The organism is Falsiroseomonas sp. RANM36, assembly GCF_056682175.1.
The window spans coordinates 1-11,925 of sequence record NZ_JBWXTD010000010.1 but is presented as its reverse complement, the minus strand read 5'-3'; the positions used below and the strand labels follow the sequence as shown (position 1 = coordinate 11,925).

Sequence of the window (11,925 nt, the reverse complement as noted above, 5' to 3'; positions counted from 1 at the left end):
ACTCGCGCCTGTCCGGCCTGGTAACCGTCCGGCGCGGCGAGGAGGTGCTGTGGGGCGATGCCGCCGCGGCCGAGATCGAGAAGGCGCGGCGGGCGCTGGAGGCCGGCGACCTGGAGGCGAGCCTGCGCCACCTCGCCCGGCTCTCCGCACCGGCGAAGGCAGCGATGGGCGACTGGATCGCCCGCGCCGAGGCGCTGATCGCCGCCCGCGCCGCGCTGCGCCAGATGGCCGCCGGCTGAGGGGGCGGGGAATGCGCGCCGCGCTGCTCTATCTGGCCCTCCTCGCCCTCGGCGTGGCGGGGGTGCTCTACCTGGTCCAGCTCGGCGGCGCGGTGGAGATCCGCGTCGGCGATGTGGAGATCGTTGTCCCCTTCCTGCTGGCCCTGGTGCTGCTGGCACTCGGCTTCCTGGCGCTGCATGGCCTGCTGGCCGGCATCGCCGCGCTCCGCCGCTGGCCGGCGCGGCGGCGGGCGAAGCGGGAGGCGCGCCGCCGTGCGGAAGGCGAATCGGCGCTGACGCGCGCGCTGGTCGCGCTCGCCGCCGGCACGCCGGACGCGGCGCGGCTGGAGGTGCGGCGCGCCCGCGACAAGCTCGGTGACACGCCCCAGACCCTGCTGCTGGCCGCGGAGGCCGAGCGTCTCGCCGGACGGGACGAGGCGGCGGCGGAGGCCTTCCACCTGCTCGCGCTGCGCGACGACGCCCGCTTCCTCGGCCTGCGCGGCCTGCTGCGCCAGGCCATCCAGCGCGAGGACTGGCCCACCGCCCAGCGCCTGGCGCGCGACGCCGAGGCGGCGCAGCCCGGGGCCGCCTGGCTGCGGGAGGAGCGGGAGACGCTGGCGCTGCGCACCCGCGACTGGCGCGAGGCGCTCGCGCTCGCCGCGCCCGGTCCGCACCAGGCGCCGCTGGCGCTGGCCGCCGCCGGGCAGGAGCCGGCCGAGGGCGGCCGCGCCGCGGAGCTCGAGCGGAAAGCCTTCGAGACCGACAAGGGCTTCACCCCCGCCGCGCTCGCCCATGCGCGGCGCCTGCGCCAGGCGGGCAGTCCGCGTCGCGCGCGGCAGGTGCTGGAGGAGGCCTGGAAGGCGAAGCCGCACCCCGACATCGCCGAGGCCTATCTCGCCGACGAGAACGACCCGCTGCAGCGCGTGAAGGCGGCCGACCTGCTGGTGCAGGGCACGCTGCGCAACCCGGAGAGCCAGCTGCTGATCGGCCGCCTCGCCACCGCCGCCGGCCTGACCGGCCGCGCCCGGCAGGAACTGGCGGCGCTCACCGCCTCCGGCCAGGCGGATCGCCGCGCCTATCTGGCGCTGGCCGACCTGGAGGAGGTGGAGAGCGGCGATACGCCCGACAGCCGCGCGGCGCAGGCGAAATGGCTGCGCATGGCGGCGACCGCGGCGCCCGAGCCGCGCTGGCGGTGCAGCGCCTGCGGGACCGACCAGCCAGCCTGGGCGCCGGTCTGCCCGAAATGCCAGTCGGTCGGCACGATCGGCTGGGCGACGCCCCAGCAGCTGCCCGTGGCGGCGGTGGCCGGGGCGGCGGGCTGAGAGGGCGATGCGCGAAGCGAGCACAGGGATGAGCCGGGCCGTCGCCACCGCCGCGCTGCTGGTCTTCGCCAGTCCCGCCCTGGCGCAGGACCGGCCCGCGCTGACGCCGACCCGCGATGTCGCCGTGACCTATCGGGTCCAGGGCGAGGCGCAGGGTGGCGCGCCGCCGACCATGACCGTGAGCTGGCACGCCGCCACGGCGATGATGCGCACCGACATGCCTGGCGGCATGGGCTGGATGGTGGCCGACACCCGCAACGGCCGGGCCTTCCTGGTGATCGAGCAGATGCGCGCGGTGATGGACATTCCCGCTGCCCAGGCGATGGCGGCACGCACCGCCTCCGCCGAGGCGCGCTTCCGGCGCGAGGGCACGGCGACCGTGGCCGGGCTGCGCTGCACGATCTGGAGCGTGCAGGAGCGCGACTCGGAAGGCCGTTCGTGCATCACCGATGACGGCGTGATGCTGCGCGCGGAAGGCGCTCATCAGGGGCGGCGCGGCGCGATGGAGGCGACGCAGGTCAGCTACGGCACCCAGGATCCCGCGCGCTTCCAGCGGCCGCAGGGCTATCAGCCCCTGCGCATGCCGCAAGGCATGCCGCCCGGCCTCGTGCCCGGGATGGGCGGCGGCCCTCCGGGCCGGTAGCGCGTGATGACAGATCGGATCGGGCGCGACCTGCGGCCCGTGCAGCGGGCCGAGCCGCAGGCGTGCGGCCGCCGGAAGTGCGGCGATTGATGGCGGATCGGCCACGATCCGCAGTCTGTCGGGTCAGCCGACGATCTCGCCCCGCCGCACCGGAATGATGCCGGACATCTGGGGCAGCCCGGGCCGGCGCCACACGGCGCGCCAGGCGACACGCTCGAAATTCATCCCCATGTTCACGAAGCCGCCGGCTTCGGTCAGCTCGATGGCGATGACCGCGCGACGCATCTCCGGCGAGAGCTGGTCCAGCACATGGCAGGCGAGCAGGTGGCGCGGCACGCCGTGCAATTCCGCGGCGTCCACCGCGGTCGTGACCTGTCCGACGACATCGAGCGGCATCGGGGCACCTCCCGCATCATGCCCGATCCTCAGGCCCGGTTCGGCGCCGCTCCTCGGCTCGACGGCGACCCTGCCGTGGAACGGGTGACCGCAGCGTTAATCGGGCGACGCTGCGTCACATTTCCCGGCCTTCCGTTTGCCGCGCCGGCGGGCCATGTCTTGCGGCATGTCGCGACGCCGCCTCCTGGGGGCCGCCCTGCTGGCCGCCCTGCCTTCCCGGCCCCTGCTGGCTCAGCAGCGGCCGCAGCCCCGCGCCCCCGAGCTTGACCGCGCTGCGCTCGCGAGGGTCGAGACCTATCTGAACGGGATGCGAACGCTGCGCGCCCGCTTCCTGCAGATCGGGCAGAACGGCGCCAGTGCGGAGGGTACCGCCTGGATCGTGCGGCCTGGGCGCATGCGGTTCGACTACGACCCGCCCGAGCCGCTGCTGCTGGTTGCTTCCGGCGGCCAGGTGATGATGTTTGATCGCCAGTTGCGCCAGCCGACGACCGTTCCGGCCTCCTCCACCCCGCTCGGCCTGCTCCTGCGCGAGCAGATCCGCCTCTCGGGCGACGTCACCGTCACCGCGACGGAGCGGCGCGGCGGCTTCCTGCATGTCACGCTGCACCGCACCGGCGCGCCGGCGGAAGGGCGCCTTACGCTGTCCTTCTCGGAGGACCCTATGCAGCTGCGGCAATGGACCGTCGTGGACGCGCAGGCGCGCGAGACGCGGGTGACCCTCTACGAGATCGACACGACGGCCCGACCCAGCCTGCGCATCTTCGACTTCAACGACCCGCGCTTCCTGGAGCAGGAGCAGCGCTGAGCCGCAGCCTCACGGTGCTCAGTTCGGCGCGGCCGCTTTCGCCGCCTCGCGCTGCACCTTCTTCAGCCGCCCGGACTGCAGCAACTGCTCGGTCAGTTGGGGCAGGCGCTCGCCGAAGGTGGCCAGCGCTTCCACCGGGATCACGAGGGTGAAGGCGTGCACGGCCTTGGGCTTGCCCTTGCCCTCGGCGACAAGCGTGTGGAAGCGCACGCGGGCGTTGGCGCCAACCACCGTGACGTCGGTCACGCCATCGGCGTAGATGGTGTCGTTCATGTCGGGCTCCTGAGTGGCGGCCTGGCCGCAATGCGGCCGGAACCGGGTTGCGCGATCTGGCCTGGGCTGGGCTGACGGGGCGCGGGGGGCCGAGGCCGGACGGCGCCCGGCGTCAGTCGATCAGCACCTCCGCCCTGGCGATCGCGGCAAGCCAGTAGGCATCGTAGCCGTTGGACCCCTGGTCCAGGTCCGTCAGGCTGCCGTAGCCATAGGTCGGGTCGTAGTAGTGCAGTTCGAGGCCGTCGCCATAGCCCTCGTCGAAGACGAACCAAAGCACGCCATCGGCCACCTCCATGCTGTATTCGAAGGCATTGCGGCCGGCGAAGGCACCATCGGTGATCTGCTCGATGCCCTGGCTCGCAATGTCGTAGCGGAACAGCTGCGTGCCCTGGCCGGTCCAGGTGTCGGCGAAGAAGAACAGGCCGGTGCCGAAGATCTCCGTCCCGCCTTCCAGGAAGGGGATGCCGGAGATGCCGGACTCCCAGAGGCCGATGCTGAAATCCACCGTCGTCCCGGTGATGGACCAGAGCGACGGGCCTGAATCGGTGTCGCCGAAGACGATGACCGTGTCCTCGTCCACCGCCGTGATCTGCCGGGGCAGCGAGCCCGGGTAGGATTCCGAGTCGCCGCGCAGGTCGATCACCGTGAAGCTGCCATCGGTCTCGACGCGCACCAGCTCGATGTCGCCGGCGAAGCCGATACCGTCCGTGACGGCGCGCATATAGACGCCACCGCCGGCTGCCACCAATTCCCGCGGGTCGCTGTTCTCGGCGCCGGCGTTGATGTCCACCAGCATGCTGGTGCCGGTCGCCAGGTCGTAGAGCGTCAGTTCCGTCCCGGCGCCGGCGGTGAACTGGTCCTCGTAGAACAGCACGTCACCGGCGCGGGCCACCTCGGTGTCGAACAGGTAGCCGGCGTTGTCGTCGATCATCGTGGCGGTGAGGCCCTCGATCAGCCAGAGCTCGAAGGCGTCGTACTGGAGGGTGGTGGGGTCATAGAGGCCCTTGGTCACCAGCACGACATCGCCGAGCGCATGCGGCTCGAAGAGGAATTCCCGGATACCGTTGGGGTCCGTCGGGTTCCCGACCGCCGTCAGCCCGGACACCTGGTCGAAGCTGCGCGTGCCGGTGCCGGGATCGTGGCTGATCCGCACCATGACGGTGGGGTCCGGCCCGACGGCGGGGATGGTGGCGATCGCGTAGATGTCCGCGATGGCGGAGTCGCCGATCTGCTCGAGTTGGACGAAGCCGGAGGGGTAGGAATTCGCCGGGAACAGCGCATTGTCCGGGTCCTGGCCGGGCGCGATGTCCACGAAATCCACCAGGCTGCTCATGGCGAAGAAGGCCGCCTCCGCGCCCTCGCCGGTTTCGAAGGAGGCCAGCGGCATGTCGCCGAAGAAGCCCTCGTCACCGTTGGAACTCAGGTAGAAGCCGTCGATCGGCGTCGCGTAGAACGAGGCGTAGGACGCGAACCAGGTCTGGACGACATTGTTGACGATGGCCTCGAAGTAAAGCCCGCCGTCGGCCGCGGTCAGGTTGCGGTAGGAGACTTCGGTGGCATCCCGCGCGAGCGGATGGGTGAAAGTATCGCCATACTCCGCCGGATTGTATTCGAACACGACGGTCCCGTAGCTGCCTTCGCCGCCGTTGCTGTAGTCGTAGCCGGTGATGAACAGCAGTTCGCGGCTGACCACTTCCAGCTCGTAAGCCTCGTAGTAGCTTTCATGCGTGGTGAGCCGCTGCACGGTGTCGCCGTCGAAGACGAACACCTCCCGCCCTTCCCCGTTGCCGTCATAGGCAATGTAGAAGACCTCGTTGTCCAGGACCTGGACCTCGGAGGCATAGGAGTTGAAGTCGTCCACTGGCGCGAAGCCGGATTCGTCCCCGAAGAAAAGATAGTAATCCCCTTCGTTCAGCACGTCATAGAAATTGGCCAGAACCCCGCCCTGGAACGCCACCAGCTCGGTGTTGCCGTTGTATTCGAGGGGGTCGAAGTACCCCTCCCGGCCGAAGGAATTGTCGTAAATGACAACGCTCGGACCGCTGTCGTCGGCGCGCCACAACTGCTCGTAGCCGTTCTGGTTGGCCCCGATGAAATAGACCTGCTCGCCCACCGCCGTGAGGTTGCTGACGTAGGGATTGTCGGCCATGCCGGTCCAGCCGAAGCTCGACAGCGTCCCGTCGTTGAGGTCCAGCCGGAACAGCACGCCGTAGTCGTAGGTCGCGTTCGCCGCGTCATAGGCGTTGGCGACGAAGAAGACCGCATCGGAGGTCACGGCGATGTCGCGCAGGCTCGACACGTCGCCGCCGCTTTCGCTGGTCAGCTGCTCGATCGTCTGGCTGATCGGATCGTAGCGGAAGATCTGCTCCCAACCTTCCAGATTGTCGTAGGCGACGAAGAAGATGCCGTTCGGGCCTTCCGTCAGCTCGCTCACGCCATAGGCGTCCGCCGGCACGAGGCCGTCCGGCGTATCGGGACCGAAGGCGTAGAAGCCGGAGGAACTGGCGGCGAAGAGGTTGTCGCCCACCACCAGCAATTCGTACACGTAGTCGCCGACGACCAGCGGAGTGAGCCCGCCGATCTCGCTGAAGGTGTAGAGACCGTCGCCCGACCCGCCGGAGGCGAGGAAGGCGACGCCGTCGCCATAAGGCGTGATCTCGGAGGGGTAGTAGGAGAACGCGCCGTCGATCTCCTCCAGCGCCACGCTCACGGTGCGACCATTCTCGGGCAGGTAGTGCCAGAGCTGGGAGTTGCCGGTCTCGTAGTCGTAGCCCTGGAAATACAGCACGAATGGCGGCGCTTCGGTGGGCAGCAGCGTGATCACGCCGCTGTCGGAGGCGCCGAGCGGATCCTCGTAGCTGAACTCGAACTGCAGCGGGTCACCCGATCCGTCGGCATAGAAGCGGATGCCGCCGCCCTCTATCCCGACGCTGCCGCCGCTGATCCCGAAGGCGTCGAGGAAGGTCAGCTGGAAGTCGCTGTGGTCCTCGTCGCTGACGAAGGTCAGCAGCTGCGAGAAGCTGACGAAGAACTCGGTCTGCCCGATCGGCACCGGGATCTCGCCGTCGCTGACGATCGGGGCGTCGTTCACCGGGTTGATGTAGACATAGACCTGCTCCGTCTGGCCGGTCGTCGTGCCGTCCGTCGCGGCGTAGTCGAAGTAGAGCTCGCCGTTGAGGTTGCCATAGGGAGTGAAGCGGACGAACTGCTCGCCATCCACCTCCACGAGTTGCAGCGTGCCCTGGGACGAGGAGAGCGAGGCGGGATCGATCGACAGCGGATCGCCTTCCTCGTCGAAATCGGCGCCGGACTGGTACACTCCGCCGATGAACTGGCCGTCGATCAGCCGACTGACGGGGATGTCGAGGAACGAATCCTCGTAGCCCACCATGTCGTTCGTGGCAGGATTGGTGTCGCTCCACTGCACGCCGTTGTAGCGCCAGTAGTCCCAGGCCGTGAACGGCGCGTCGTTCCCGTCCTCCACCGTCAGCGTCACGCGCACCGGCTCGCTGTAGGCGGTCGGGCTGCCGGAGTCGTAGGCGCGATACTCGAACCAGGTCTCGCCGGACCAGTCAGGGTCGAGAAGCACCACCCGCACGCTCGAGCCGTAGTAGTTCACCTGCTCGATCACGCTGGTGTCCCAGCGCATCTCCGGGAAGCTGTAGATCGGCGCCGTGACGTAGAGCAGCTGGCCTTCCGGATCGGTGTCGTTGCCGACCAGCTCCAGCCGGTCGATGTAGATGTCGCGGCGATAGCCTTCCGGCGAGTAGGTCGCCTCGGCCTCGCTCACCGTCACCGCATCGGGCTGCGCCACCGGCGCGCCGTTGAAATAGACGGTCGCCGTGCTGGTCGTGCCGCCCTCTTCCCGGACCGTGTATTCGAAGGAGGCGTCGCCGCCCGTATGCGTGAAGGTGACGAAGTCGTCCGTCGGGTCGCCCGGCGTGCCGTTGTCGTTCAGCACCGCCGTGCCGTTCACCGCGTTCTGCACGGAGATGATGGTCAGCACCCCGTTCGGGTCGGGGTTGCTGTCGTTCTCCGTCATCTGCAGATAGGTGACATCCTGGCTCGCCGGAGCGCCCGCCGGGCGGGCAACGTAGTCCTCGACCGCCGAGACCGGATCGTTCACGTTGGTCACCGTGACGCGCACGAAGGCCTCGTCGCCGCCGGTGACGCGATAGAAGAAGCCCGGCCCGCCATAGCCGCCCCAGGCGTTGCCATCATAATACGGGTTGTAGCCCTCGGCGACATTCGTGCCCGGCGTATAGGTGATGGTGCCGTTGCCGTTGTTCACCACCGTGCCGGCGCCGCCGCTCCAGGGCCGGGTGAAGAAGGCGATCGCGGAGAAGGCGTCGCTTTCCACGTCGAAATCGTTCGCCAGCAGGTCGGCGATCTGGATGACGATCGGCGTCTCTTCGGTCGTGGCCAGGCCGAGCGTGAGATCGTCCACCGCCACCGCGGGGTCGTCCACGGCCGCCACCTGCACGTTCAGCGTCACCGTCAGGTCGGTCGGCGCGTTGCCGTCGCTGATGGTGAAGGTGAAGGTCGCCGGCCCGTTGAAGTTCTGCGGGATCGGCGTGATGTAGTTCGCCTCGTCCTCCCACCACCAGCCGCCCGAGACGGCGATGTTCGCGTTGCTGCCATACGCGCTGATGAACAGGTTGTCGCCGTTGGGGTCGGTGACGCCGGCCAGCGCGATCAGCGCATCGTCCGAGAAGTAGGACTGCGTGTCCTCGGTCAGGTTCAGCACGCCGGCCACGCCGGTCTGCTGCGGGCCGCTGTTCAGCGTCACCATCGCCGTGTCGGAGAAGGTGCCGTCGGACAGGGTGTAGGTGAAGCTCGCAGCGCCGGAGGTGTAGGTGACCGTCACCGACTGGTTCGCGTTGAGCACGATGCTGCTGACATTGGCGCCGGCGACGACGCCGGTGATCGCCGCGTCGCCGTCCACGTCCAGGTCGTTGCCCACCAGCTGCGCGCGCGTGATGGTCTGCGTGCCGGCTTCGGGGAAGAGGCGCGCGATCACGTCGTCATTCGCCGTCACCGGGTCGTTGACCGGCGTGACGGTGACATAGGCGTAGGTGTCGAGGTCCTGCGCGCCGGACGCGTCCTGCAGCACGTAGTAGAAAAAGGCGTTTCCGTTGAAGTTCGCGTCCGGCGTGAACACCACCACGTCGTCGCCGCGATCGTTGGTGCCCTTGTCGTCCAGCACGGCGCTGCCGCCGTAGCTGCCCCATTGCGAGACGCTCGAGATCCAGAAGGCGTCGCTGTCCGGGTCGTAGTCGCCATTCGCCAGCAGCGAGGCGACGGGGATGGTGAGCGCCGTGTCTTCCTGGGTGGCGAACAGGCCCGGCCCCTCCGGCACGCCGCGCGGCGCGTCGTTCTCCGGCGTGACGGTGATGGTCAGCACCGCCGTGTCCGTGCCGCCGCGCCCGTCGGAGACGGTGTACTGCGCCTGGAAGGTGCCGAAGGTGTCGTTCAGCGCGTCGTTGATGTAGAAGCGGACGCTGTCGTTGCGGCCATCGCCGTTGCTGTCGTAGCCGCCTCCGACCACCGGCGCCCCGTTCAGCGCCGTCACCGCGATCACCGACAGAAGGTCGCCATCAGGGTCGCTGTCGTTCGCGATCACGTTCACGTCGTGATAGATCGAATAGGCGGTGTTCTCGGCGATGGTCGTCGCATCGTCCTCGGCGACCGGCGCGGTGTTCAGCGTGACGGTAGCCGTGGAACTGCCGCCTTCGCCGTCGGCCAGCGTGTAGTCGAAGGCATAGGCCCCGCCGAAGCCGGCCTGGTAGGTGACGGTGACGGTCCGCGCCGTGTTGTCCGCCACCGCGGTCACGCCGCTCTGGTTCGTGATCGCGCTGATGGTCCAGCCGGTCTCCGGGCTGTCCCAGTCCACGTCGTTGCCGAACAGCGCGTCGTAGCTGAGGACCTGCGGGTTCGTGCCGGTGCGCGTGATGGTGTCGTCGGCCGCGATCGGGTTCTCGTTGACGTCGAAGACGCGCACATAGGCCCAGGTGGAGGCGGTGTCGCCATCCCCGTTCGTCTCGGTGACCGTGTAGTAGAAATAGGCCAGCCAGGAGCTGCCGAAGTCCTCGAACAGCGGCGTGTTCGCGTCCGGCGTGAAGCGCACGGCGTCGTTCACCAGGTCGCCGTTCGTGTCCACCAGCACCGCACTGCCGCGGACGAAGGTCTGCACGGAGGTGATGGTGAAGTCGGTGCCGTCCGGATGCTCGTCATTCGCCAGCAGCGTGGCGAAGGCGATGTCCACCGGCGTGAACTGGCTGGTGCTGACGATCTCGGAGGATTGCAGGTCGGGCCGGACGATCGGCGCGTCGTCCTCCGGCGTGACGGTGATCGTGACCACCGCCGTGTCCGTGCCGCCCCGCTGGTCGGAGACGGTGTATTCCACCTGGAAGACGCCGTTGGTGTTGTTGCTGGGGTCGTTGACGTAGAAGCGCAGGCTGTCGAAGCGGCCGTCGCTGTTGCTGTCCCAGCGCTCCGCCACGATCGGCGCGCCGTTCAGCGCCACCACGGAGCTGACGGTCAGCAGGTCGCCATCCGCGTCGCTGTCGTTGCCGATGACGTTGACGAAGTGATACTCGGACCACCCCGTGTTCTCGCCGATGGTCGTGGCGTCGTCGTTCGCGACCGGCACCGTGTTCAGCGTGACCGAGGCGGTGTCGGAGCCGCCGGCGCCGTCGGAGACCGTGTAGTCGAAGCCATAGGCGCCGACATGCGCCGGGTCGTAGGTGACCGTGACGGTGCGCGCCACGTTGTTCACCGCGACCGTCACGCCGCTCTCGTTCGTGATGGCGCTGATCGTCCGGTTGCCCGCCGGCGTGTCCACGTCCACGTCGTTCGCGAAGAGCGTCGCGAAGCTGATGACCTGCGGGCTGGCCGTGCGCGCGACCACGTCGTCGCCGGCAACCGGCGCGTCGTTCACCGGAGCGAGGTTGATCGTGATGGTCCCGCCGGCGTTGAGCAGACCGTCGGTGACGGAAAGGAAGAAGGAGCCCGCGCTGTCGCGGTTCGGCAGCGGCGTGAAGGTGAGGTTGCCGCCGCCGATCGTCACCGCGCCGCCGAAGTCGCCGGTGACGTTCAGGAAGCTGACCGTGTCGCCGATATCCACGTCCGACGCCACCTGCGCCAGCAGATCGGCGATGGCGATGACGAAGGGCACGTCCTCCGTGCCCTGGAAGGTGGTGGGCGTGACGACGGGCCGGTCGTTCACCGGCGTGATGTCGAGCGTGATCAGCCCATCCACGACGCCGCCATGGCCATCGCTGAGCTGGTAGGTGATGGTCTGCACGCCGTTGGTGTTGAGCGTGCCGGCGACGCGGATGCCACCCGCCTCGAGCGTGCCCGTGACGAAGGCGTTGGAGGTGACGCCGGAGACGACGATGGGGTCGCCATCGGCGTCGATCGCACCGGCGATCAGGTCCGCGGTGCTGATGAGGATCGAGGTGTCCTCGTTCACCGTCCTGGTCACGCCGTTCGGCGTGGTCGGCGCGTCGTTCACCGGATTCACGGTGATGGTGACGGTGCCCTGGTTGCTGGTGGCCTGGCCGTCGCTGGCGACGAAGTCGAAGCTGACCTGGCCGTTGAAATTGTCGGGCGCGTCGTAGGTGTAGGTCCCGTCCGGGTTGAAGGTGAGCCCCGCGGGCGTCGTGCTGACCAGGGCGAAGGTCAGCGTGTCGTTCTCGGCGTCGGTGGCGAGATCGTTCAGGTTGCCGGTGAGCTCGCCATCCTCGTCGATGGTGGCGCTGCCGTTCTCGACCCGGGGTGCGGTGTTGTCCGGCGTCTCGTCCACGTCGGTGACGGAGATGACGAAGGCTTCCGTGTGCGTGCCGCCGGCGCCGTCATCCGCCTGGATGGTCAGCGTGTAGCTGTTCTGCGTCTCGAAATCGAGCGCGCCGTTCACCCGCAACTCGTTGCCGACGATGCTGAAGGGTACCGACCCGCCGAGGATGGAATAGGTGAAGCTGCTGCTGTCGATGTCGGTGGCCGAAAGCAGGCCGACGAGCGTGCCGTTCGGGCTGTTCTCCTGCACGGAGGCGTTGGACAGCGCGATGTCGGTCGGCGCGTCGTTGACCGGTGTGACGTCGATCTCGACGGTGCCGGTGTTGCTGTCGGCGGTGCCGTCGTTGGCCTTGAACTGGAAGCTGACGGTGCCGTTGAAGTCGGCCGGCGGGGCGTAGCTGTAGCTGCCGTCCTCGTTGAAGGTCAGGCCCGCGAGCCCGCCGCCCACCAGCGCGAAGGTCAGCGTGTCGC

Annotated in this window: 7 protein-coding genes; 4 read left to right on the top strand and 3 right to left on the bottom strand. The window is 68.8% G+C overall.

The genetic code is table 11. The features are described from left to right. From AC1MIR_RS26725 to AC1MIR_RS26715, 3 genes are all read left to right on the top strand, one after another. The coding region (locus tag AC1MIR_RS26725; protein ID WP_480031215.1) for a hypothetical protein at positions 1–239 on the top strand (239 nt) is incomplete at its 5' end. A gap of 11 nt (positions 240–250) precedes the next feature. Further along, positions 251–1,540, top strand: coding sequence for a heme biosynthesis HemY N-terminal domain-containing protein (locus AC1MIR_RS26720; protein ID WP_480031214.1), 1,290 nt, complete (start codon positions 251–253; stop codon positions 1,538–1,540). A 28-nt stretch (positions 1,541–1,568) separates the two neighbouring features. Next, positions 1,569–2,183, top strand: coding sequence for a hypothetical protein (locus tag AC1MIR_RS26715; RefSeq protein WP_480031213.1), 615 nt, complete (start codon positions 1,569–1,571; stop codon positions 2,181–2,183). Positions 2,184–2,306: 123 nt separating this feature from the next. On the opposite strand, the gene AC1MIR_RS26710 is transcribed toward AC1MIR_RS26715, so the two are convergent. Next, complete coding sequence (locus AC1MIR_RS26710; RefSeq protein WP_480031212.1) at positions 2,307–2,579, bottom strand: hypothetical protein; 273 nt, start codon at positions 2,577–2,579, stop codon at positions 2,307–2,309. 307 nt (positions 2,580–2,886) lie between these two features. Between AC1MIR_RS26710 and AC1MIR_RS26705 the strand changes: the two genes are divergently transcribed. Then, complete coding sequence (locus AC1MIR_RS26705) at positions 2,887–3,384, top strand: LolA family protein (RefSeq protein ID WP_480031211.1); 498 nt, start codon at positions 2,887–2,889, stop codon at positions 3,382–3,384. An 18-nt stretch (positions 3,385–3,402) separates the two neighbouring features. On the opposite strand, the gene AC1MIR_RS26700 is transcribed toward AC1MIR_RS26705, so the two are convergent. Continuing rightward, on the bottom strand, positions 3,403–3,657 hold the full coding sequence (locus tag AC1MIR_RS26700) for a hypothetical protein (RefSeq protein ID WP_480031210.1): 255 nt from the start codon (positions 3,655–3,657) through the stop codon (positions 3,403–3,405). A 112-nt stretch (positions 3,658–3,769) separates the two neighbouring features. After that, positions 3,770–11,917, bottom strand: coding sequence for a tandem-95 repeat protein (locus AC1MIR_RS26695; RefSeq protein WP_480031265.1), 8,148 nt, complete (start codon positions 11,915–11,917; stop codon positions 3,770–3,772). Positions 11,918–11,925 lie beyond the last annotated feature (8 nt).